Genomic DNA, 21,336 nt, shown 5'->3' with positions numbered 1-21,336 from the left:
CGACAGGCCGGTCCGGTGATCACGCTCGGGTGACGATGCGCGCGCCGACGGCGCGGCCCTCCGTGCCGCCCGGTCCGCCGGGTCGGGGTCTGCGACGATCGACCGGTGAGCCACGCCGCCCTGGAGACCGACCTCCCCGCACGCGCGCACCACCTGCCCGCGGCCGGGGTCGTGGTGGTCTCCGTCGCGCTGCTCGCCCTGGCGCCCGAGCAGTTCGGGGACGCCGGTCGGCTGGCCGCGGTGCTGGCCCTCCAGCTGCTCCTGGTCGCCGCCTGGGTGACCGCCACCGGCATCCGCGGCTTCGTCGGCTCGCTCGGCATCGGCGCTGCCGCGGCGATCAGCGCCGACCTGCTGATGGTCCTGCCCGAGGAACCGCGCCTGGACGGGCTGCTCGTCGTCCTCGGCGCGGGGTTCCTGGTCATGGTGGTGCACCAGATGCTCCGCCCGGCGCCGCGCCGCTACCTGGTCGCCTCGCTGGCCGGCGTCGTGCTGCTGGTCTGCGCGGTCTGCGCCCTATCCTTCCTGCTCACCCTGGGCCGCGTGGACGACGGGCCGCGCGCGGTCACCACCGCGGTGCTGGCCGCGGGGGCGGCACTGCTCGCCGGGCACCTGGTCGACCTCGTGCTGCCCCGGCCCACCCTGGCCGACGGCGTGCCCCGCGGGCTCCTCGGCCTGCTGCTCGCCGTCCTCGCGGCGGTCGGGGTGCTGGTGCTGCGGCAGCAGCCCGACGGGCTGGAGGAGCAGCTCTCGGCCGGCACCGCGGGCGCCGTGCTCGGCGTGGTCACCGCGCTGATGGCGGTCGGTGCCTCCTATGTGGTGGCCGAGCGACCGCAGCGCGGCTGGGCGCTGCCGGTCGTGCAGGCCGTGCTGCCGCTGGCCGCCGTCGCGCCGATCGCCTACTCGGTGGCGCTGCAGGTGCCGCTGTGAGGAAGCTGCTCGTCGTGCTCCTGGTGCTCGTCGCGCTGCTCGTGGCCGCCGACCGGGTGGGTGTCCGGCTCGCCGAGCAGGCCGTCGCCCGGCAGCTGGCCTCCCAGGGCGGGCTGACCTCGGCACCCGACGTCGACATCACCGGCGTCCCCTTCCTCACCCAGGTGCTGGGCGGCAGCTACGACGACGTGCGCGTCGCGCTCACCGCCGAGGAGCTGGGCCAGCCGGCCGGCACCACCGCCCAGGTCTCGCTGCGCGGGGTGCACGTGCCGCTGTCGGACCTGGTCGGCGGGCAGGTCGCCGAGGTGCCGGTCGACCGCATCGACGGCCGCGCCACGCTGTCCTACGCGCTGCTCGCCGAGCAGCTCGGCGGCGACGCCACGGTCACCCGGGACGGCGACGGCCTGCGCGTCACCCGAACGGTCGAGGTGGTGGGGTTGGACGTCCCGCTCGCCGGGTCGGGCACGGTCCGGCTGGACGGCCAGGACGTCGTGGTCACCGTCGACCGGGTCTCGGTCGTGGGCGTGGACCTGCCGCCGGCCGTCGTCGACGGCGTGCAGGGGTTGCTCGACCTGCGCTACCCGGTGCCCGAGCTGCCCTTCGGGTTGCAGGTCACCGGGCTGCGGGTGGCCGGCGACGGCCTGCTCGTCGACGTGCGCGCCACCGACGCCGTCCTGCGCTGAGCCGCCGGGGGAACACCGCGGCTGCGGGGGTGGTTGGCGCTTGCCGTGAGCGGAGTCGGCGTCGTCGTCCTCGGGGTGGCCCTGCTGGTCAGCGCCCTCGGGGCACTCTGGGTGCGCGCCCGGGACGGCGCGGTGCGGGCTCCCATGTCGTCGGTGGGTGGGCAGGGGGCGCAGGTGACCACGCAGTCGGTGCTGGCCGGCCTCGGGATCGACCCGGGCGCGGCCGACCTCACCGTCGTCCAGTTCTCCACGGCGTTCTGCGCGCCGTGCCGGCAGACCCGGGCTCGGCTGCAGCAGATGCAGACCAGTCGCCCGGGGCTGGCCTACGTGCACGTCGACGCCGAGAGCCACCTGGACGAGGTGCGCCGGCTGGACGTGCGGCGCACCCCGACGCTGTTCTACCTCGACCGGGCCGGCACCCTGCTGGGCCGTTCCAGCGGTGCCCCGCGGCCCGCCGAGCTCGAGGCGCTGGCCGACGCGCACGCCCCCGTGGGGGGAGGGCGGTGATCGGCGGTACCGGGCGGCGCCGGCGCGTTGCTACCCTCGGCGCCGTGGACCCCCTGCTGACCTCGCGCCGCACAGTCGACCTGTGCCGCCTGGGCAGCTGCCTGTGTCCGGTCTCCTGAGGGCGTGACCACCCGCCCAGACGCGCCCTGTCCGCCGTCCGGAGGCCCGCACCACCATGACCATCCCCGCTCGTCCCGCTGACGCTCGCCAGGTCGACCCGCGCGGGCTGCGTCTCGCCGCCTGGCTGACCAGCGCGGTGCTCGTCGCCGTCCTGCTCACCGGCAGCGGCGTGCTGCTCGCCGTCCAGCTGGCGGTGTTCGCGGTCGGCGCGCTCGCCGGGCTGCGGTACGCGCCCTACGGCCTCCTGTTCCGGGTGCTCGTCGCACCCCGCCTCGGGCCGCCGACCGAGCGCGAGGCCGAGGGGCCACCGCGCTTCGCCCAGGCCGTCGGGGCCGGCTTCGCCCTCGTGGGCCTGGTCGGCTACGCCACCGGGCTGCCCGTGCTCGGCGCCGTCGCCACCGGTGCGGCGCTGGTCGCCGCCCTGCTGAACGCCACGACCGGCTTCTGCCTCGGCTGTGAGGTGTACCTGCTCGCCAGGCGGGCCACCGCCTCGCGCAGTGCCGGCCCGCACCCCGCCTGACCCACCCCACCAGCTCCGCACCACCACCTACCGGGAGGAACCACCCATGAGCCGCAACGACGTGCTCGTCACCGCCGACTGGGCGCAGGAGCACCTCGGCGACGCCGGGATCGTCTTCGTCGAGGTCGACGAGGACACCAGCGCCTACGACAAGGGCCACATCGAGGGCGCGGTGAAGCTCGACTGGAAGACCGACCTGCAGGACCCGCTGCGCCGTGACTTCGTCGACCGCGAGCAGTTCGAGCAGCTGCTGAGCGCCAAGGGCATCGGCAACGACGACACCGTCGTGCTGTACGGCGGCAACAACAACTGGTTCGCCGCCTACGCGTACTGGTACTTCAAGCTGTACGGGCACCGCGAGGTCAAGCTCATCGACGGCGGCCGCAAGAAGTGGGAGCTGGACAGCCGCCCGCTCTCGCCCGAGGCCGTCAGCCGCCCGGCGACCCAGTACTCGGCGTCCGAGCCCGACACCTCCATCCGCGCGTTCCGCGACGAGGTCGTGTCCGCGATCGGGGAGAAGAACCTGGTCGACGTCCGGTCGCCCGACGAGTTCGCCGGCAAGCTCGTGGCCCCCGCGCACCTGCCGCAGGAGGGTGCCCAGCGCCCCGGCCACATCCCGACCGCGGTGAACGTGCCGTGGAGCAAGGCCGCGAACGAGGACGGCACCTTCAAGAGCGACGAGGAGCTGGCCGAGCTCTACGCCGACGCCGGCCTGGACACCTCCAAGGACACCATCGCCTACTGCCGCATCGGCGAGCGCTCCAGCCACACCTGGTTCGTGCTGCGCGAGCTGCTGGGCCACCAGAACGTCAAGAACTACGACGGCTCGTGGACCGAGTACGGCTCGCTGGTCGGCGTCCCGATCGCCAAGGGAGCCTGACGTGTGCGGGGCGCCCAAGCAGGGCGGTGCGCTGGCCGGGATCGACCTGACCACGCAGACCGTCATCCAAGGCCAGGTGTGGCACGACGGCTCCCCGGTGGCCGGTGCCTACGTGCGGCTTCTGGACTCCACCGACGAGTTCACCGCCGAGGTGGTCACCAGCCCCGAGGGCGAGTTCCGCTTCTTCGCCGCCCCCGGGAACTGGAAGCTCCGCTCGCTGGCGCCGGTCGGCCGGGCCGAGCGCACGCTGGCGGCCCAGGTCGGCCTCAACGAGACCACCCTCGCCATCGCCTGACCGTTCGACACCCCACGGTGCCCGTCCCCGCACGTGCGGGGACGGGCACCGTGCTGTGCGGGGGTGGTCGCTGCCGGCGGGCGCGGGTGTCGGGGGTGGTGGGCAGGATGGGCGGCATGAGCGCACCCACCGACCTGCTCTCCCGCACCGACGCCTCCGCCGCGGTCGCCGACGCCGGATGGCGGTTCCTGCTGGGCGCGCTGGCGGCGTCCGTGCCCGTGCCGTCGCTGACGGACGCCGTCGACGTCGCCCGCACCGCGGTGCAGGCGTGCGGCGCGGACGCCGACGCGCACCTGCGGGCCGACCTGCGCCCCGACCGGGTGGAGCTGCTGCTGCAGACCCGGGCGCTGGGCGCGGTGACCACCCGGGACGCCGATCTGGCGCGGGCGGTCACCCATGCGCTGGGCGGCCCCGCCGTCCTCGCGGCCCCGTCCGGACCTGCCCGCCCGGTGCAGGCGCTGGAGATCGCCGTGGACGCCCTCGACATCGCCCGGGTCCGCCCGTTCTGGGCCGCCGTGCTCGGGTACGTCGCCGAGCCGCACCCGGACGGCCCGTCCGCGGACTCCCTGGTCGACCCGGCCGGTCAGCTGCCCGCGGTCTGGTTCCAGCAGATGGACACCCCCCGCCCGCAGCGCAACCGCATCCACCTCGACCTCACCGTCGCCCACGACGAGGCGCCGGCCCGGGTCCAGGCCGCGCTGGACGCCGGCGGGCGGCTGCTGGACGACTCGGCCGCGCGCTCGTTCTGGGTGCTCGCCGACGCGGAGGGCAACGAGGTGTGCGTCTGCACCTGGCAGGACCGCGACGAGCGGGCAGCGGCGGGCTGACCAGGGCGGTCACCGCCGGGCGGCGCTCCGGCCGCGCACGGCGTACGCCACCCACCAGGCCGCCGCGAGCACCAGCGCGGCGGTGACAGCCACGCCGCCGCCGCGGAACGCCGCCGCGACCGCCGCGGACCGCAGACCCGGTGCGCCCGGCACCGCGCTGAGCCCACCCACCACCCCGGCTGCACCGACCACGAGCCACGGCCACCACCACCCGGGACGGGCCGGCACCGGCACCGCCGTCGTCCGCCGCCACCACAGCACCAGCCACACCCCGACCACGAGCAGGCCGAGCACGCTGCTGGCGTCCTGGGCCCAGCGGTACCCCGGTGCACCGGCCCAGGTGCTGCCCAGCACCGACAGGTGCTCGGTGCCCCAGCGGCGAGGATGGGTGAACTCGTCCCACAGCACGTGCGTGGCCGCACCCAGAACCACCGCGCCGGCCAGCAGCGCCGCGTCCCGGGCCGAGCGCACCCGCCGCCGCACACCGATCGGGACGTCGGGCAGCCGCCCGCGCAGTCCGGCCGGGGCGGCCCGGAGCAGCGGTGCCGCGAGCAGCCCGTGCCACAGCGCCCAGAGCCCCACCCCGAGCAGCAGGTCCACGGTCACCACGGCGAGCGCGGTGTGCGTGCGGAAGCCCGGGTGCACGGGCAGGTAGGAGACGACGTCGGGGGCCAGGCTGCCCGCCACCAGCGCCGAGGCGGGCAGCGGCGTGCGCAGGAACGGCAGGACCGCGGCGACGTGGCTGCCGGTGAACGGCACCTAGCGCTCCCGCGGCGCGGCCGGCAGGGCGTGGGACGAGTCGGTGAGCTCGCGGGTCGGCTCGGCCCGGGCGGGTACGCCGGCGGTGGTCACCACGCCGGGGAGTGTGACAGCCCGGAACCGGTTCGCGCGCCGGTGGACGCCCCAGGGCGCAGGCAGCCGGCGGGAGGTCCTCGGCCGCCGGGGTCGGGCGCTGCCGCGTCCGGGAGCCGCCGATAGCGTGGGGCCATGGGTCTGGTCTCCGCATGGGTGCTCGTCGCCCTCACCGTCCTCGGCGCGCTGTGGTGCGCGTCGGGGGCCGTCCGACTGTCCAGGCGCCCGGTCCGCCGCGAGCGCGAGGGGCGCACCCGATGAGCGCCCCGCTGCCCCCCGGGCTGCCCGGCGAGCCCGCCGCCGGCCCGACCGTGCTGCCCGTCCCGGACACCGTCGACGTGCGGGAGGGCCCGGAGGTCGCCCATGCCCTGCTGTCGGTGCTGCCGCTGCTGGGCGAGTGGCACGGCGAGGGCCAGGCCGCCGGTGCCGCCGGCGACCACCGGTTCGGCCAGTGGGTGCGGTTCGCGCACGACGGGCGGGACTTCCTCGCCTACGAGTCGCGCACCTGGCGGATCGCCGACGACGGCTCGGTCGCCGGGCCGGACACCCGGGAGTCCGGGTTCTGGCGCCCGCGGGGCGAGGACGAGGTCGAGCTGCTCGTCGCCGCACCGGACGGCCTGGTCGAGATCTACGTCGGCCGGGCCCGCACCACCACCAGCTGGGAGCTCACCAGCGACGTCCTGGCCCGCACCCCCGACCACCCCGACGTCGTCTCGGCGACCCGGCTGTACGGCATCGTGGACGGCGCGCTGATGTACGCCGTCGACCGCGCCGCCACCGACCAGCCGCTGCGCCCGACGATGTCCGCCCGCCTGGAGAGGATCCGATGACCGAGTCCGCCCGCCCCACCACCCCCGGGTCCGCCCGCCCCGCCACCCCGCGACAGGTGGCCGACGCCCACGTCGCCGCCGTCTGCGCGCTGGACCCGATCACCGCCACCGCGCTGGGCACCGACCCGGCCAGCGACCGGCTGCCGGACACCAGCCCCGCCGGGCTGGACGCCGAGGCCGACCTCGACCGGGCGACGCTGGACGAGCTGGAGCGGGTGCTCCGGGAGGACCCGGCACTGCGCGAGGACCCGGTGGAGCGCCGCTGCGCGCGGCTGTTGCGCGAGCGGCTCACAGCGAGCCTCGCCCAGCACCAGGCCGGCGAGGGTCTGCGGCAGGTGTCCAACCTGTTCTCCCCGCTGCACTCCATCCGGCAGGTTTTCTCGATGATGCCGACGGCCACCGAGGAGGACTGGTCCGTCCTGGCCAGGCGGCTGGCCCGCGTGCCCGAGGCCTACCGCGGCTACCGCGAGTCGCTGACCGCCGGCGCCGACCGCGGCCTGTTCGCCGCCCCGCGCCAGGTGCACACCGTGGTCGGTCAGCTCGGTGAGTGGCTGGCCGGGCCGTACTTCGCCTCCGTCGTGGCCGCCGGCCCCGACTCGTTGCGCACCCAGCTGGACGACGCCGCACGGCTGGCCGATGGCGCCGTCGCCGAGGTCCGTGACTTCCTGCGCGACGAGTACGCCCCCCGGGCCGAGGGCACCCCGGACGCCGTCGGCCGGGAGCGCTACGCGCGCTTCGCCCGCTCCTGGAACGGCACCGACCTCGGCGCGGGCACCGGGCTGGAGGACGCCTACGCCTGGGGCTGGGCCGAGCACCAGCGGATCCTGGTCGAGCAGCGCGCCGCCGCGCACGAGGTGCTGGCCGGCGCCACCCCGATGCAGGCCATGCGCTGGCTCGACGAGCACGGCGAGTCCGTGCAGGGCGTGGAGCAGGTGCGTCAGCGGCTGCAGGCGATGATGGACGAGGCGATGGACGCCCTCGACGGCACGCACTTCTCCCTCGCGGAGCCCATCCGCCGGGTGGAGGCGATGATCGCCCCGCCCGGCAGCGCCGCGGCGCCGTACTACACCCGCCCCACCCAGGACTTCTCCCGGCCCGGCCGCACCTGGCTGCCCACCCTGGGCCGGGAGCGCTTCCCGCTGTGGGATCTGGTCTCGACCTGGTACCACGAGGGCGTCCCGGGCCACCACCTGCAGCTGGCGCAGTGGGCCTACGTCTCCGGCGACCTGTCCACCTACCAGACCTCGCTCGGCTCGATCGGTGCCAACGTCGAGGGCTGGGCGCTCTACGCCGAGCGGCTGATGGACGAGCTGGGTTTCCTCACCGACCCCGGCGCCCGGCTGGGCTACCTGGACGCCCAGCAGATGCGCGCCGTCCGCGTCGTCGTCGACATCGGCATGCACCTGGAGCTGCCGATCCCGGACGACGCCGAGGGCTCCCTCGCCGAGCACCGCGGGAAGCCGTGGACCCCGGAGCTGGCCCGGGCGTTCTTCGGGGAGAACTGCGGCCGGGACGCCGCGTTCCTGGACAGCGAGCTGGTGCGCTACCTGGGCATGCCCGGCCAGGCGATCAGCTACAAGCTGGGGGAGCGTGCCTGGCTGGCCGGGCGGGAGGCCGCCCGCCGCGCCCACGGCGACGCCTTCGACCTCAAGGCCTGGCACATGGCCGCGCTGTCCCAGGGCAGCCTGGGCCTGGACGACCTGGAGCGGGAGCTCGCCGAGCTCTAGTCCCCCGACCCGACCCGACCCGACCCGACCGCCGGAACTGACTTGTGCCCGAAAAAGTCAGTTGGGGGACGGGGTCAGGGGAGGGCGCGGGCGGCGGTGGCGTCGAGGGCCAGCAGGAACGCGCCCTGGACGACGACGCCCCAGCCGTCGCCGGCCCACCGACCGTGCCGGACCAGCGCGGCGCCGGCCAGCACGTAGCCCACGTCCAGGCCGGCGTTGAGCAGCAGCACCCGGCGCAGCCGCACCGGGTCGGTCGGGCCCTTGCGGGCCCGGCCCCGGGCGCCGGCCCAGGCGATGACGCCGTCCACCGCGCCCCAGGCCGCCGTCTGCCGGCCGAAGGCCCGGGTGCGTGGCGACAGCGACAGCGCCGCGCCGCCCACCACCGACGCCACCGCCCAGCCGCCGAGCGCCCGGGTCAGCCGTTCCTCCACCAGCGGCGGGGTCATCCCCGCACCGGCCGCGGCGGCGCCGGGTTGACCTCGTCGGACTCCCAGTGCAGGGCGTCGGTCGGCACGGCCGGCGCCACCTCCAGGCCCTCGATCTCCAGCAGCTCGGCGACGCACGCGGTACCGGCCGCCACGTAGGTGCTCATCAGGTCCACGTCGGTGGCCACCACCCAGGAGCGGTCGGCCGGCCACCACACGTGCGCACTCTGCTCCCACGGCTCCGGGGCGAGGTTGCGCACGGCGTCGGCCACCCGGCCGCGCACCAGGACCATCGGGTACGTGGGCAGCACCAGCCGGGGGACGCCGGCCAGCGCCGCGGTGTCGTGGCCCAGACCGTCCCAGCGGCCGAAGAAGCAGTCCTCGGGGGTGGCGGTGTGCCGGGCCAGCACCGCGGCGAGCACCTCGGCGACCTGCACAGGCAGGTGGCCGTCACTCGGGGCGCCGTCCCAGGTGGGCGGCTGGCTGTCCTCGGCGATGTACTGCCAGCCCCCCGTGATGGCCGGCCACTGCATCAGCGGGTGGTCGACGGTGCCGTTCTCGGCGGCCACCTCGGCCCACTCGACGTCGATGTCGTCGTCGCCGTCGTAGCGGGCGGCGGGGTGGAACACCCGCGCGTGGGCGGGGTACCCGGCGGGCACGAGCGAGGCGACGGTGCCCGGGGCGCCCAGCGCCGCCGGCAGCCACGCGCCGGCGGTGACGTCGTGCGCGACGGGGAGGCCGCCGAGCTGCACGTGACCCCCCCCGGAGAACGGACAACCCCCGAGCTGTTCCGCCGGTTCTCACCCACGGTGGGTGGGGAGCTGCGGGCGGGCCGACTGGACACGGTCGGCGGCTCGGGGGTCGGGTGACTGTCCGGTTCTCGCCAGCCGCCGGGTCGACGGACGGGCGGGATGCCTCTCGCTCAGCGACGCGGTCGGTCTTCGACCGGGTGCAGAGCGGGCGGCCCATCTGGACGGCGGCTAGCGGACAGCCACCTCACGAGTCCTGAACGTATGCAATTTCTGGACCACCTCCTCTCCCGTGTTGCATCGACCGTACGACTGCCGGGGCGGGGTCTGCAAGCCTCTTTCTCAGCTCTGGGCGAACGTGGCTCAGCGCTCCTCGAGGGGGTGCGCGCCACTGCTCGGGCGGGGCTGCCGGGGCCGCACGTCGTCCGGGTGCTCGTACACGTCGGGGATGCCGTCCTCGTCCTCGTCGACGGTCTCCTCCTCGCAGATCCGCTTGTAGCGGGCGTTGCGCAGCCGCAGCAGGACGGCGGCGATCAGCGCGGCCAGCAGGGTGCCCACCAGCACCCCGATCTTCACGTGCTCGTCCCGCTCGGAACCGGCGCCGAAGGCCAGCTCGCCGATCAGCAGCGACACGGTGAAGCCCATCCCGCCGAGCACCGCCAGGCCCAGGACGTCGGGCCAGCCGAGGTCGTCGTCCAGCTCGGCCCGGGTGAACCGGCTGACCAGCCAGGTGGCGCCGGTGATGCCGACCGCCTTGCCGGCCACCAGGCCGACCACGATCCCGATCGCCACGCTGTCCGACAGCGCGGTCCCCAGGCCGGACAGGCCGCCCACGGTCACCCCGGCGGAGAAGAACGCGAACACCGGGACGGCGAGGCCGGTCGACAGCGGCCGCACGCGGTGCTCGAAGTGCTCGGCCAGGCCTGGTCCGGCGTCCGGTCCGCCGGCGGCGTCGCTGCGCACGACGGGCACCGTGAAGGCCAGCAGCACCCCGGCGACGGTGGCGTGCACGCCGGACTCGTGCACCAGCACCCAGGTGATCAGGGCCAGCGGCAGCAGCAGCCACCACGACCGCACCCGCCGCTGCACCAGGAAACCGAACAGGGCCAGCGGCACCAGGGCCAGCAGCAGTGGGGTCAGCGCCAGCGTGGAGGTGTAGAAGACCGCGATGATCGTGATGGCCAGCAGGTCGTCGACGATCGCCAGGGTGAGCAGGAAGGTGCGCAGCGCCGTGGGCAGGTGCGTGCTGATCACCGCGAGCACCGCGAGGGCGAAGGCGATGTCGGTGGCCGTCGGGATGGCCCAGCCGCGCAGCGCGTCCCCCTGACCCAGGTTGACCAGCGTGTAGAGCAGCGCCGGCACGATCATGCCGCCGACCGCGGCGGCCACCGGGAGCGCGGCTTTCCGGGGGTCGCGCAGGTCGCCGGCGACGAACTCGCGCTTGAGCTCCAGGCCGGCGACGAAGAAGAAGATCGCGAGCAGGCCGTCGGCGGCCCAGGTGCCCAGCGTGAGGTCCAGGTGCAGTCCGAACAGGTCCGAGGGGCCCACGACCGTGTCCCGCAGCGACTCGTAGCCGTCTGCCCACGGGGTGTTCGCCCAGATCAGTGCGGCGGCCGCGGCGATCATGAGCAGGACGCCGCCGACGGTCTCGCGGCGGAGGACGCCGGCGATCCGGCTGGCCTCGCTCCACGACCCGCGGCTGAACAGGCGGCTCGGTGCGGGGGAGGTCACGGGGCAGCTCCGGGGGTGCGAAGGTCGGCTGAGGAGTTGCCGACCAGACTTCCCGGCGCACCGGGGACGACCCTACCGGGCGAGCAGCTCCCGCACCTGTCGGCCGAGACCGGCGTCGCCCCGCGGCACGCCGTCCAGGGTGTGCACGGTGGCCGCGCCCCGGATGCCGGACAGCAGCCAGACGGCGTCCGCGGCGTGCAGGTCGGCGACCGTGCCGGAGCTGACCGCGGTGGGCCAGCCGACGTCGGCGGCCCGGGCGAACAGCCGCGCCTGGGTGGTGCCGGCCAGGATCCCGGTGGCGACCGGCGGGGTGTGCAGCACGCCGCCGGCGGCCCACACCACCGTCGACGTCGGGCCCTCCAGCAGCTCACCGCCCACCGCGGTGAACACCACGTCGTCGGCGCCCTGCGCGTGCGCGTGCCGCTGCGCGGCCATGTTGACCGCGTAGGACAGCGTCTTGGCCCCGCCCAGCAGCCAGGGCGCGTGTGCCCGCACGTCGGCGGCGAGCCCGTACGTCAGGGCGACGACGGAGATCCCGGCGGTGCGCTGCACCAGCGTGTCCGCGGGGACGGCGGACAGCAGCGCCAGCGCCGTGGGCGGGCCGTCGTCGCCCGTCCCGCGGGTCAGGAACAGCCGGCACACGCCCTCGGTGCCGGCCGGCCAGTCACCGGTGACCGCGGCCACCAGCGCCCGCCAGGCGTCGTCGCCGGGGCTGGTGAGGTCCAGCAGCGCTGCCGACCGGGCCAGCCGGGTGAGGTGGTCGGCCAGCCACGGGGTGCGGCCGCCGGTGACCAGCACCGACTCGAACACGCCGTCGCCGCGGGACAGCCCCAGGTCGAAGGCGGTGACCACCGGCTCGTCCGGCGGCACCGGCACCGCCGTGCCGTGCCGCCAGACCGCCACCCGGCGGCCGGCTGCGGGGACGTCGTCGGGTGCTGCTGCGGCTGCGCTCACGCCCTCCAGCCTGCCGCACCCGCCGGCGACCGGCTGCCGGCTCAGAACGGGACGCCGCAGCGCAGCACCACGTTGGCGTAGGCGGTGGCCTCGCCGGTGCGCAGGAACAGCCGGGCCGAGGCCGTCAGTGCCTTGAGGTCGGCGTGCGGCACGTAGCCGACCTCGGCGAACCGTTCGGTGACCCAGCCGGCCGCCGGGCCGGAGCGGGCCTCCTCGGCCGCGACGCAGCCCTCGAAGACGGCGTCGGCCAGCAGGGCGTCCAGCACCTGGGTGAAGCGCGGGACGCCGTGCACGACGGCGAGGTCGACGAACGGCACGCCGTCCGGCACGGGCAGGCCGCAGTCGGCGACGACCACCACGTCGCCGTGGCCCAGCCGGCTGACGGCCTCGTTGAGCCGGCCGTTGAGGATTCCGCTGCGCTTCACCGCGCCACCTCGGGCAGCGCGTCGTCCAGCGTGGGGTAGGACGGCTGGGTGCCGTGGCCCTGCACCGCGTGCGCGCCGACCCGGACGGCCAGCTGTACCGCCTCCAGCAGGGAGGCGCCGACCGCCAGCCGGGCGGCGAGGGCGCCGACGAACGCGTCGCCGGCCCCGGAGGTGTCCACCGCCCGCACCGTCGGCGCCGGGACGGTGTGCGTGCCGTCGGCGTCCGAGCAGATCGCGCCGGCCGCGCCCCGGGTGAGGGCCACCGAGGCGATGCCCTGCGCGCGCAGGGCGGCTACCAGGGCGGCGTCGTCGGACGGCGTCCCGCTGCCCGGCGCGAGCTGCTCCAGCAGCAGCCCGGCCTCGTGCTCGTTGACCACCAGGGGGTCGGCCAGCCGGACGACGGACGGGTCGAGCGGGATCACCGGGGCGAGGTTCAGCAGCACCCGGCCGGTGGCCGCACGCGCCGCGGCCGCCACCCCGGCTGCCGGTATCTCGCCCTGGAGCACGACGACCGCGGCCCCGGCGACCACGCCGGCGTGCCGGGACACCGCGTCGGCGTCGACCGCCGTGTTGGCACCGGGCACCACGACGATCGAGTTCTCGCCCGCGTCGTCGACGGTCACGATGGCCAGCCCGGTGGGTCCGGGCACGACCTCGACGGTGGTCACGTCCACGCCCGCGGCGCGCAGCAGCGGCAGGGCGGCGGCGGCCGAGGAGTCGTCGCCGACCGCGCCGACCAGGGTGGTGGCCGCGCCCAGCCGGGCCGCGGCCACGGCCTGGTTCGCGCCCTTGCCGCCGGGCAGCAGCGTCATGCCCGTGGCCAGCAGGGTCTCCCCGGGGGCGGGCAGCCGGGCGACCCGGACGACCTGGTCGACGTTGACCGACCCGACGACGACGACCTCACCTGCGCCAGGAGCTGTCACTGGGCGAAGTCGGCGACGTTGTCCTTGGTCACCGTGACGACCTCGACGGACTGGGTGGCCTCGACCTCGTCGCCTGCGATGGCCGCGAGCGCGGCGTCGACGGCGAGCTTGCCGAGGTCGCCCGGCTGCTGGGCGATCGTGGCCACCATCGTGCCCGCCTGCACCGCGGCGATGCCGTCGGTGGTGCCGTCGAACCCGGCCACCTGCACGTCGGTGCCGGCGCGGTCCCCGAGTGCCTGCACGGCACCCAGCGCCATCTCGTCGTTCTCGGCGAAGACGCCCACGACCCCGGGGTTGGCCTGCAGCAGGTTCGTGGTGACGTCCAGCGCGGTCGCCCGGTCGAAGGCGGCGGTCTGCTGGGCGACCACGGTGATGCCGGGGTAGGCGGCGATCCCCTCGGCGAAGCCCTGGCCACGGTCCCGGCTGGCCGAGGTGCCGGCGACGCCCTGGAGCACGATGACCTGGCCCTGCCCGCCGATGGCCGCGGCGAGCGCGTCGGCTGCCTGCTTGCCGCCGGCCACGTTGTCGCTGGCGATGAAGGAGGCGACGTCGGCGCCGGTGACGGTGCGGTCGACCGCGACCACGGGGATCGAGGAGCCGTTGAGCGCCGTGACCGACGCGCCGACGGCGTCGGAGTCGACCGGGTTCACGATGACGGCGTCGGTGCTGGCGGAGTCGGCGGTCTGCAGCTGGTTGGCCTGGGTGGCCGAGTCGTTCTGGGCGTCCACGACCTGGAGGTCCGCGCCCTTCGCGTCGGCCTCGGCCTGGGCGCCGTCCCGCAGCTCGACGAAGAAGGGGTTGTTCAGCGTGGAGAGCGACAGCACGACGGTCGGCTGGGACGCATCGGCGCTGCTCTCCCGGTTGCAGCCGGCGGTGGCGGCGAGGACCAGGGCGGTCATGGTGGCGATCGTGGCGGTGCTGCGCAGTGACGTCATCGTCGGTGTCCTTCGGTCGGGTCGGGAGGTGCGGGTCAGGTGTGGGGGAGAGGGGGGGTCAGCCGGTGCGGGTCCGGCGGCGCAGCACGTCGAAGCCGACGGCGATCGCGATGACCAGGCCGATGACGACCTGCTGCCAGAAGGAGGTGACGTTGAGCAGGTTCAGGCCGTTGCGGATCACCACCAGCACCAGCGCGCCGATGACGGTGCCCGAGATCCGGCCGACGCCGCCGGCCAGCGAGGCGCCGCCGATGACCACCGCGGCGATGGCGTCCAGCTCGTAGCCCACGGCCGCCTGCGGCTGGGCCGAGTCCAGCCGGCCGGCCAGCAGCAGCCCGGCGAGCGCGGCGAACAGCCCGGACAGGGCGAAGACCGTGACCAGGATGCGCTGCACCGGCAGCCCGGACAGTCGGGCCGCCTCCGGGTTGCCGCCCACCGCGTACATCGACCGGCCGACGACCGTGCGGTTGAGCACGAAGGAGGCGACCAGCGCGGCGAGGACCAGCACGATCACCGGCACCGGGACCGGCCCGACGTCCGAGCCCAGGAACGACACCTGCGGCGACGTCGGGATCGGTCGGCCGTCGGAGATGACCAGCGTGAGACCGCGGGCCACGCTGAGCATGGCCAGGGTCGCGATGAACGACGGCAGCCGGCCGTAGGCGCTGGCCAGCCCGTTGACCACGCCGGTCAGCAGGCCGGTGAGCAGGCCGGCGAGCAGCGCCAGCCAGCCGGGCAGCCCCGCGGAGGCGAAGAACCAGCCGGACACCATCGACGACAGCGCCGCCACCGAGCCCACCGACAGGTCGATGCCCCCGGCCACGATGACGAACGTGACACCGAAGGCGAGCACCGCCACCGTGGACACCTGGATGCCGATGTTCAGCAGGTTGCGCCCGGTGAGGAAGTCCGGCGTCGCGATGAACAGCGCGACGCAGAGCACGACCAGGCCCACCAGGGCGCCGTTGTCGGCCAGGAAGCGGGCGACCCGGGTGCGCCGGTCCGGGGTCGTCGGTGGTGCCTGTTCGAGGGTGCTGGTCATGACGTCGTCCTTCTCGGGGAGGCCGGTGGCCGGGTGCGTGCCGGGTCGTGCGGCGGGGTCGGGTGCCCGGGGTGGGCCGGTCACGGGTGCGCGGGTCACGGGTGCGTCGCTCACGGCTGCGCGGGGGCCACGTCGCGGGTGGCCAGGGTCATGACGGCGTCCTGGGTGGCCTCGGCGGCGCTCAGCTCGCCGGCGATCCGGCCGTCGCGCATCACCAGCACCCGGTCGCTCATGCCGAGCACCTCGGGCAGCTCGCTGGAGACCATGACGATGGCGCCACCGCCCGCGGTGATCGCGTTGATCAGCTCGTAGATCTCCACCTTCGCGCCGACGTCGACGCCGCGGGTGGGCTCGTCGAGCAGCAGCACCGTGGAACCGGCGATGACCCAGCGGCCGAACACGGCCTTCTGCTGGTTGCCCCCGGACAGCGAGCGGACCGGCTGGTCGATGTCGTGCATGCGGATGCGCAGCGTGCCCGCGACCTGCTCGGCGCGGCGGCGCTGGCCCGCGAAGTCGACCAGGCCCATCCGGGCGGTGGAGGCGAGCGTGGCGTACCCCAGGTTGTCGTTGACCGAGGCGTCGAGCACCAGGCCCTGGGCCTTGCGGTCCTCGGGGACGTGTCCGACGCCGGCCGCGACGGCCGCGCCGACGTCCCCCGGGCGCAGCCGGCGGCCGCGCACGGTGACCGTGCCCGCGTCGTACCGGTCGGCGCCGGCGATGGCCCGCAGCAGCTCGGTGCGGCCGGCACCGACGAGCCCGGCGATGCCCAGCACCTCGCCCTGGCGCACCCGGAAGCTGATGTCGCTGAACGAGCCCGCCGAGCTGAGACCGTCCACGGCCAGCACCTCGGTGCCCTCGGCGACCGGCCCGGTCCCGCGCGGGTACTGCTCGTCGATGCTGCGGCCGACCATCAGCCGGACCAGCTCGTCCTCCGGGGTGCTGGCGGGCACCTCGGCGACGGCGTGGCCGTCGCGCAGCACCAGCACGGTGTCGCCGATCTCGGCGATCTCGTCCAGGTGGTGGCTGATGAAGACCATGCCCACGCCGCGGGCGCGCAGCTGCGCCACGACCCGGAACAGGTTCTCGGTCTCGCGCCGGGTCAGCGCGGCGGTCGGCTCGTCGAGCACGAGGATGCGGGCGTCCACGCTCAGCGCCTTGGCGATCTCGACGAGCTGCTGGCGGGCGATGCCCAGGTCACCCACCCGGGCGTCGACGTCGACGTCGAGCCCGATGAGGTCCAGGGCGGCCCGGGCCCGGGCGCGCAGCTCCCGGCGGTCGACCAGGCCGAACCGGGTCGGGATCCGGCCCATCATCACGTTCTCGGCCACGCTCAGCGACCCGACCAGGTTCAGCTCCTGGTGGATGGTGGCGATGCCCAGCTGCTCGGCGGCGTGCACGTTGGGCAGCTGCACCGGCCGGCCGTCGACGAGCACGCGGCCGCCGTCGGGCTGGTGCACCCCGGCCATCATCTTGATCAGCGTCGACTTGCCGGCGCCGTTCTCGCCCAGGAGCACCTGCACCGCGCCGGCGTGCACGTGCACGGTGACGTCGCTGACCACGGTGACCGGCCCGAAGGACTTGCTCACCCGCTCGAGCGTGAGGAGGGGCTGCTGGGTCATGACGGTTGCTCCCGGGGGGTGGACGGCGGCGGGACGGCGACAACCGGGCGGGCCGGTACCGCGAAGTCGGAGGAGGCGCGCGGGACCAGCGAGCTGGGCAGCCGCACCGGGTCCGGGCGCTCGCCGGCCATGACGGCCAGCAGCAGCCGGACGGCGGCGCGGCCCATCGCCTCGACGCTGTGCGCGATCCCGGTCAGCGGCGGGTTCATCAGCGAGAACCACTCGATGTCGTCGAAGGCGACCACGGCCACGTCCACGCCGATCCGGATGCCGCGCTCCTGCAGCTGGCGGACCGCACCCACGGCCATGAGGCTGTCGGCGGCGAGGATCGCGGTCGGCGGGTGCGCCAGCTCCAGCAGTGACCGGACGGCGGCCGACCCGCTCGCGGCCTGGAAGTCACCGGACACGACCAGGGCCGGGTCGGCGTCCAGCCCGTGCTCGGCGAGGGCGCGGGTGTGGGCGGCGAGCCGCTCGCGACCGGTGGAGGCGGTCGGCGGGCCGGCGATGTAGCCGACCCGGCGGTGGCCGTGCCCGGCCAGGTGGGCGACCGCCTCGCGCAGGCCCGCGTCGCTGTCGGTGGTCACGCTCGGCACGTCGACCCCCGGGACGGTCCGGTCGACGAAGACCGTCGGGATGCCCCGGGCCACCAGGGTGGCGATGCTGGAGCTGCCGTCGCCCTGCGGGGCCACGATGACGCCGTCGACCCGCCGGGAGATCAGCGTGTCCAGGTAGCGGTCCTGCTGCTGCTCGCTCTCGTTCGCGTTGCCCAGCAGGGTCACGTACCCGGCCTCCAGCGCGGCCTGTTCGACGGTGTGCGCGAGGTCGGCGAAGAACGGGTTCCGGACGTCGGAGACCAGCAGCCCGATGCTGTCCGAGCGGGTGCGCCGCAGCGCCCGGGCCTGGGCGTTGGGCCGGAAGTCCAGCTCGCGGGCGGCATGCTCGACCCGGGCCCGGGCCGCCGGGGAGGTGGCGGGGTTGCCGGAGAGCACCCGGGAGGCCGTCGCCGCGGAGACGCCGGCGAGCGCGGCGACGTCCCGGATGGTGGCGGGGTCCACGGGTCTGCTCCGTCCGGTCGATGGCTTGGAATCGATTCCATGGAATCGGTTCCAGGACTGTATGAGCCACACCACAGAGGTGTCAAACGACGGGGCCGGGCAGCCGGCGGGCGACCCCGGCGTCCGGGCTCCCCGGGCGCGCGGTGGTCGCCGTAGGGTCGGGGCCGTGGAGACCGGGCCGGACCTGGCGGAGCAGCTGCGGGCACGCGGGCTGCGCTCGACGACGCAGCGCCAGCAGGTGCTGGCCGCCGTGGTGGAGCTGGCCCACGGCACACCGGAGGACATCGGGGCGCACGCCCGCGCCGCCTCGGGCAGCACCGCCCCGGACACCTCCACCGTCTACCGCACCCTGGAGCTGCTGGAGCGGCTCGGCCTGGTGTGGCACACCCACCTGGGCAAGGGCGCGCCGATCTACCACGCCGCCGAGCGGCCGCACCTGCACGTGGTGTGTGCCTCCTGCGGCGACATCGCCTCGGTCGACACCGACCTGCTCAGCGACGCGGCGGAACGTCTCAGCGCCGATCTGGGTTTCACCCTGGACGCAGGCCACGTGGCGCTGTCCGGCACCTGCCGGGCCTGCCGCACCCGATCGGAGCAGTCATGACCGCCTCCCCCCTGCTCGCCCGACCCGGCGCGGTGTCGCTGGAGGACATGCCCCCCGGCCGCGGCACGCCCGCCGCCGGCGCGTTCCCGGTCGCCGCCCACTACGGGCAGCCGCTGCCCGAGCAGCGCTGGGCCGCCGAGGGCGCCGCACTGGTCGACCGCAGCAACGCCGACGTCGTCGCCGTGCCGGGACCGGACCGGCTGAGCTGGCTGCACAGCCTCACCAGCCAGCACCTGGAGCAGCTGGCCGACGGCACCGGCACCGAGTCCCTCGTGCTGTCCCCGCACGGGCACGTGGAGCACCACCTGACCCTCGCCGACCTGGGCGGCGCCGTGTACGCCGACGTCGAGCCGGGCACGGGCGCCGCGCTGACCGCCTGGCTGGACCGGATGCGCTTCATGCTGCGGGTCGAGCCGGCGCTGGTCACCGACGCGTGGGCGCTGCTGTCGCTGGTCGGCCCGCACGGGGACGACGTCCTGGCCGCCGCCGGTTGGCCGGTGCCGCAGGCCCCCTACGCCGTCCTGCCGCTCGACGGCGGTGGCTTCGTGCGCCGGATGCCGCCGATCGGGGACGGGTCGGCCGCCGTGGTCGACGTGCTGGTGCCCCGTGCCGAGACCGCGGCCCGCGCCGACCTGCTGCTGGACGCCGGGGCGGTGCTCGCCGGCCTGGACGCCTACGAGGCGTTGCGGGTCGAGGCCCGCCGTCCCCGGGCGGGCGTGGACACCGACCACCGCACGATCCCCAACGAGCTGCCCTGGCTGGGCACCGCGGTGCACCTGCAGAAGGGCTGCTACCGCGGACAGGAGACCGTGGCCCGGGTGCACAACCTCGGCCGGCCCCCGCGGCGCCAGGTGCTGCTGCACCTGGACGGCGTCAGCGAGGTGCTGCCCGCGCCCGGCACGCCGGTCACGGCCGGCACCAGGCCGGGTGGGGTCCGGGGGCAGGGCGGGGCCACGGGTGGGGTCCGGGGACAGGGCGGGGTCACGGTCGGCCGGATCGGGACGGCGGTGCGGCACCACGAGCTCGGCGTCGTCGCCCTCGCCCTGGTCAAGCAGTCGGTGCGGCAGGACGCCGTGCTGCACGCCGGTGAGGCCGTGGCCGCCATCGACCCGGACGACGCGGCGCCGCAGGCCCCCGACGACACGACGGCCGCGGCCCGGGAGCGGGTGCGGGCCGTGCGGTCTGCCACGATCGGCCGGTGACCCCCGCCCCCGCGGTGCCCGCCGGCACCCTGATCACGGTCGCCCCCACCGGCGCCGAGACGGCGAAGGCCGACGTCCCGGCGCTGCCGGTCTCGGTCGAGGAGATCGTGGCCGCCGCCCGGAGCTGCGAGGCCGTCGGCGCCTCCGTCGTCCACCTGCACGTCCGGGACGGCCAGGCGCGGCCCACCCTGGACCTCGGCCACGTCGGCGAGCTGGTGGCCGCGGTGCGGGAGGCCACCGCGCTGGTCGTGCAGCTGTCCAGCGGGGGAGCGGTGACCGACCCGCTGCCCGAGCGGGTCGCGGTGCTGGAGGCCGCGCCGGACGCCGCCTCGCTGACGCTGGGCACGGTCAACTTCGGGGACGACGTGTTCAGCAACCCGTGGGGGCTGATCGTCGAGCTGCACACCCAGATGCAGGCCCGCGGCATCGTGCCCGAGTACGAGGTGTTCGACCTCGGGCAGCTGGCCACCCTCGCCCGGCTGCTGGACCGGCACGGCCTGCCGCACGGCGGGCACGTGCACGTCGACCTGGTGATGGGCGTGCCCGGCGGCATGCCGGGCACCACCGCAGCCCTGGCCGCCTGCGTCGCCGAGGTGCGCAGCACGCTGCCCGCGGGCACGACCTTCGCCGCCACCGGCGTCGGCCGCACCTCGCTGCCGGTGATGCTGGCCGCGCTGTCGGCCGGCGGGCACCTCCGGGTGGGCATGGAGGACACGCTCACCTACGCTCCGGGGGAGCCGGTGCGGGACAACACCCAGCTGGTCGCCCGGGCCGCCGGGCTCGCCCAGATCGCCCAGCGCCCCCCGCTGACCCCCGACCAGGCCCGGACGCTGCTCGGCATCGCACCTGCCGGCGGCGCCGGGACCGGCACCACCCCGAGCCCGACCGACACCGGAGGCGCCCCGTGACCGAGACCCCGGGCCAGGCCGGCGGCGCCGCCGTCGACGCCCTGCTCGACCCCGCCTACCTGGAGCGCGCCGCCGCGCTGCCGATGGCCGACGTGCGTCGCGAGCGCCGCCGTGCCGAGCAGGAGGAGGTCAACCTCTCCTACACCCGGCGCCTGCTGCAGGGCCGGCTGGACATGGTGCGCCGCGAGCTGCAGCGCCGGGCCGAGCACGACGGCCGGTCGCTGCTGGACCTGCTGCCGGAGATCCTCAGCGAGAAGGGCCGCGGCCCGGCCCACGGCCTCGGCCGACACCAGACCCTGCAGCCCTCCGAGCTGCTGGAGCTGGAGCACTGGGTGAACAGCCTGGCCCCCGGCGTCGACCTCTCCGACATCGCCGAGCTGCCCGACGACCAGCTGGAGACCGCGGCGCGGGCGCTGGCCGCCGCCGAGCGCGGGCTGTCCGAGCGGCGTCGCGGCGTGCAGCAGGTCATGGACGCCCTCGCCGGCGAGCTGGGCCGCCGCTACCGCGACGGGGAGGCCGACGTCGCCGCCCTGCTCGCCGCGGAGGCCCGCCACTAGGGGAAGGACCCCCTCGCCCCCCACGACTCGCAGGCTCGC

Annotated in this window: 25 protein-coding genes; 14 read left to right on the top strand and 11 right to left on the bottom strand. The window is 75.6% G+C overall.

What is annotated here, in order from left to right:
• Positions 1 to 105: 105 nt before the first annotated feature.
• From G1H19_RS22875 to G1H19_RS02565, 7 genes are all read left to right on the top strand, one after another.
• Entirely contained in the window at positions 106 to 927 is an 822-nt protein-coding gene (locus G1H19_RS22875; RefSeq protein ID WP_152731991.1) for a hypothetical protein, read from the top strand.
• The gene (locus G1H19_RS22870) at positions 924 to 1,610 is read left to right on the top strand and encodes an LmeA family phospholipid-binding protein (protein WP_162393143.1); all 687 of its coding nucleotides are present in this window, start codon (positions 924 to 926) and stop codon (positions 1,608 to 1,610) included. The genes G1H19_RS22875 and G1H19_RS22870 overlap by 4 nt, the downstream gene beginning before the upstream one ends.
• A 45-nt stretch (positions 1,611 to 1,655) precedes the next feature.
• Positions 1,656 to 2,117: a TlpA family protein disulfide reductase gene (locus tag G1H19_RS02585; RefSeq protein WP_235928168.1), complete on the top strand. Its 462-nt coding sequence runs from the start codon at positions 1,656 to 1,658 to the stop codon at positions 2,115 to 2,117.
• Between the two features lie 175 nt (positions 2,118 to 2,292).
• Positions 2,293 to 2,757, top strand: a complete 465-nt coding sequence (locus G1H19_RS02580; protein ID WP_152731993.1) for a DUF4395 domain-containing protein — start codon at positions 2,293 to 2,295, stop codon at positions 2,755 to 2,757.
• Positions 2,758 to 2,803: 46 nt separating this feature from the next.
• Positions 2,804 to 3,637: a sulfurtransferase gene (locus G1H19_RS02575; protein WP_152731994.1), complete on the top strand. Its 834-nt coding sequence runs from the start codon at positions 2,804 to 2,806 to the stop codon at positions 3,635 to 3,637.
• Position 3,638: 1 nt separating this feature from the next.
• Positions 3,639 to 3,932, top strand: coding sequence for a DUF1416 domain-containing protein (locus G1H19_RS02570; RefSeq protein ID WP_162393142.1), 294 nt, complete (start codon positions 3,639 to 3,641; stop codon positions 3,930 to 3,932).
• A gap of 116 nt (positions 3,933 to 4,048) precedes the next feature.
• On the top strand, positions 4,049 to 4,759 hold the full coding sequence (locus G1H19_RS02565; protein WP_152731997.1) for a VOC family protein: 711 nt from the start codon (positions 4,049 to 4,051) through the stop codon (positions 4,757 to 4,759).
• Between the two features lie 9 nt (positions 4,760 to 4,768).
• Here the strand turns inward: G1H19_RS02565 and G1H19_RS02560 are convergent, their stop codons facing one another.
• Positions 4,769 to 5,518, bottom strand: coding sequence for a DUF4184 family protein (locus G1H19_RS02560; protein WP_152731998.1), 750 nt, complete (start codon positions 5,516 to 5,518; stop codon positions 4,769 to 4,771).
• Between the two features lie 228 nt (positions 5,519 to 5,746).
• Between G1H19_RS02560 and G1H19_RS23765 the strand changes: the two genes are divergently transcribed.
• Genes G1H19_RS23765 through G1H19_RS02550 form a run of 3 tightly spaced genes read left to right on the top strand, consistent with a single transcriptional unit; the run spans position 5,747 to position 8,168 of the window.
• Positions 5,747 to 5,872, top strand: coding sequence for a hypothetical protein (locus G1H19_RS23765; protein ID WP_268895180.1), 126 nt, complete (start codon positions 5,747 to 5,749; stop codon positions 5,870 to 5,872).
• The gene (locus G1H19_RS02555; RefSeq protein ID WP_152732000.1) at positions 5,869 to 6,441 is read left to right on the top strand and encodes a heme-binding beta-barrel domain-containing protein; all 573 of its coding nucleotides are present in this window, start codon (positions 5,869 to 5,871) and stop codon (positions 6,439 to 6,441) included. The genes G1H19_RS23765 and G1H19_RS02555 overlap by 4 nt, the downstream gene beginning before the upstream one ends.
• Positions 6,438 to 8,168, top strand: a complete 1,731-nt coding sequence (locus G1H19_RS02550) for a DUF885 domain-containing protein (protein WP_152732002.1) — start codon at positions 6,438 to 6,440, stop codon at positions 8,166 to 8,168. Before G1H19_RS02555 ends, G1H19_RS02550 begins: the two co-directional genes overlap by 4 nt.
• A gap of 74 nt (positions 8,169 to 8,242) precedes the next feature.
• Here G1H19_RS02550 and G1H19_RS02545 read toward each other — a convergent pair whose 3' ends face one another.
• From G1H19_RS02545 to G1H19_RS02500, 10 genes are all read right to left on the bottom strand, one after another.
• A complete protein-coding gene (locus G1H19_RS02545) occupies positions 8,243 to 8,614 on the bottom strand; it encodes a DUF6992 family protein (protein WP_152732006.1) in 372 nt (123 codons plus the stop codon).
• Positions 8,611 to 9,345 carry a hypothetical protein gene (locus G1H19_RS02540; protein WP_162393141.1) on the bottom strand — a complete coding sequence of 245 codons (735 nt, stop codon included), beginning with the start codon at positions 9,343 to 9,345 and terminating at the stop codon, positions 8,611 to 8,613. Before G1H19_RS02540 ends, G1H19_RS02545 begins: the two co-directional genes overlap by 4 nt.
• Positions 9,346 to 9,705: 360 nt before the next feature.
• Complete coding sequence (gene nhaA / locus G1H19_RS02535) at positions 9,706 to 11,073, bottom strand: Na+/H+ antiporter NhaA (RefSeq protein ID WP_162393140.1); 1,368 nt, start codon at positions 11,071 to 11,073, stop codon at positions 9,706 to 9,708.
• Positions 11,074 to 11,145: 72 nt separating this feature from the next.
• A complete protein-coding gene (locus G1H19_RS02530) occupies positions 11,146 to 12,027 on the bottom strand; it encodes an aminotransferase class IV (protein ID WP_162393139.1) in 882 nt (293 codons plus the stop codon).
• Between the two features lie 41 nt (positions 12,028 to 12,068).
• Positions 12,069 to 12,452: a D-ribose pyranase gene (rbsD, locus tag G1H19_RS02525; RefSeq protein WP_162393138.1), complete on the bottom strand. Its 384-nt coding sequence runs from the start codon at positions 12,450 to 12,452 to the stop codon at positions 12,069 to 12,071.
• Positions 12,449 to 13,375, bottom strand: a complete 927-nt coding sequence (locus G1H19_RS02520; protein WP_162393137.1) for a ribokinase — start codon at positions 13,373 to 13,375, stop codon at positions 12,449 to 12,451. The genes rbsD and G1H19_RS02520 overlap by 4 nt, the downstream gene beginning before the upstream one ends.
• Positions 13,372 to 14,310, bottom strand: a complete 939-nt coding sequence (locus G1H19_RS02515; protein ID WP_152732008.1) for a substrate-binding domain-containing protein — start codon at positions 14,308 to 14,310, stop codon at positions 13,372 to 13,374. Before G1H19_RS02515 ends, G1H19_RS02520 begins: the two co-directional genes overlap by 4 nt.
• Before the next feature lie 58 nt (positions 14,311 to 14,368).
• A complete protein-coding gene (locus tag G1H19_RS02510; RefSeq protein WP_152732011.1) occupies positions 14,369 to 15,352 on the bottom strand; it encodes an ABC transporter permease in 984 nt (327 codons plus the stop codon).
• A 110-nt stretch (positions 15,353 to 15,462) separates the two neighbouring features.
• Positions 15,463 to 16,971 (bottom strand): sugar ABC transporter ATP-binding protein, encoded by a 1,509-nt coding sequence (locus G1H19_RS02505; protein WP_152732013.1) that lies wholly within the window; start codon positions 16,969 to 16,971, stop codon positions 15,463 to 15,465.
• A complete protein-coding gene (locus G1H19_RS02500) occupies positions 16,968 to 18,026 on the bottom strand; it encodes a LacI family DNA-binding transcriptional regulator (RefSeq protein ID WP_162393136.1) in 1,059 nt (352 codons plus the stop codon). Before G1H19_RS02500 ends, G1H19_RS02505 begins: the two co-directional genes overlap by 4 nt.
• Before the next feature lie 166 nt (positions 18,027 to 18,192).
• Between G1H19_RS02500 and G1H19_RS02495 the strand changes: the two genes are divergently transcribed.
• From G1H19_RS02495 to G1H19_RS02480, 4 genes are read left to right on the top strand one after another with little or no spacing between them, the layout of a single operon-like run.
• On the top strand, positions 18,193 to 18,630 hold the full coding sequence (locus G1H19_RS02495; protein ID WP_235928167.1) for a Fur family transcriptional regulator: 438 nt from the start codon (positions 18,193 to 18,195) through the stop codon (positions 18,628 to 18,630).
• A complete protein-coding gene (gene ygfZ, locus G1H19_RS02490; protein ID WP_152732017.1) occupies positions 18,627 to 19,832 on the top strand; it encodes a CAF17-like 4Fe-4S cluster assembly/insertion protein YgfZ in 1,206 nt (401 codons plus the stop codon). Before G1H19_RS02495 ends, ygfZ begins: the two co-directional genes overlap by 4 nt.
• Positions 19,829 to 20,740 (top strand): beta-keto acid cleavage family enzyme, encoded by a 912-nt coding sequence (locus G1H19_RS02485; protein ID WP_235928166.1) that lies wholly within the window; start codon positions 19,829 to 19,831, stop codon positions 20,738 to 20,740. The genes ygfZ and G1H19_RS02485 overlap by 4 nt, the downstream gene beginning before the upstream one ends.
• Positions 20,737 to 21,297 (top strand): RsiG family protein, encoded by a 561-nt coding sequence (locus G1H19_RS02480; protein ID WP_162393135.1) that lies wholly within the window; start codon positions 20,737 to 20,739, stop codon positions 21,295 to 21,297. The genes G1H19_RS02485 and G1H19_RS02480 overlap by 4 nt, the downstream gene beginning before the upstream one ends.
• Positions 21,298 to 21,336: the final 39 nt, after the last annotated feature.

The organism is Goekera deserti, assembly GCF_010685995.1.
Lineage (GTDB): Bacteria > Actinomycetota > Actinomycetes > Mycobacteriales > Geodermatophilaceae > Goekera > Goekera deserti.
The sequence above is the reverse complement of the archived record's forward strand: the minus strand, read 5'-3'. Positions and strand labels throughout refer to the sequence as shown.